Below are 760 nucleotides of genomic sequence, written 5' to 3' on the forward strand. Positions count from 1 at the left end.
AGGGCGTTGCATAATAGAGATATGAATGGAGGAAATCAAAATGCAATGCCCTGAATGTAAATCTACCCATATCCGTAAAAATGGCATCAATAAACAAGGTAAACAAAATCATATTTGTGTAACCTGTGGCCGTCAATTTATTAATAACTATGAAAAACAGAAAGGCTATGACGAAAAAACGAAGCGAGAATGCCTAACTGCCTATGTTAATGGGATGGGATTTAGAGGAATAGAAAGGCTAAAGGGAGTTCATCATACGACCGTAATTAATTGGGTAAAATCTGTGGGAGAATTATTGCCAGTCGCCTATGACCCAGAAACAATTCCTGAAGTAGGGGAACTGGATGAATTGGAAACCTTTGTTGGCTCAAAAAAAACAAAATCTGGGTGTGGACAGCCGTTGACCACTTTAAAAAAGGAATTTTAGGTTGGGTAATCGGAGACCATAGTAGCGAAACGTTTCGCCCATTATGGGAATTAGTTAAGTCTTGGGGATGCTATTTTTATGTGAGTGATGGATGGTCAGTTTATCCATGTTTTATAGCAGAGGGCGACCATATAATTAGTAAGACTTATATGACCAGAGTAGAGGGTGAGAACACACGTTTAAGACATTATCTAGCCCGATTGCATCGCCAAACACTCTGCTATTCTAAGTCTACAGAAATGTTAGGATACTCTATTCGTTTATTAATTCATTATCTGAAGTTTCAAGAAGTGCCTATTCCTTACTGATTCATAGCTTAATTCAGCAACGCCT

At 38.3% G+C, this 760-nt stretch carries 1 protein-coding gene; it reads left to right on the plus strand.

The annotated features are described in order from the left end of the window. The first annotated feature begins 40 nt into the window (after positions 1 to 40). Positions 41 to 735 (plus strand): IS1 family transposase gene (locus tag N0824_RS17345; RefSeq protein ID WP_108936533.1). Its coding sequence is split into 2 segments (ribosomal slippage): positions 41 to 383 and positions 383 to 735, totalling 696 coding nucleotides; the frame shifts between segments, so codons are not numbered across the junction. Positions 736 to 760 lie beyond the last annotated feature (25 nt).

Source organism: Microcystis sp. 0824 (genome assembly GCF_003112475.1).
Classification (GTDB): Bacteria; Cyanobacteriota; Cyanobacteriia; order Cyanobacteriales; family Microcystaceae; genus Microcystis; species Microcystis aeruginosa_C.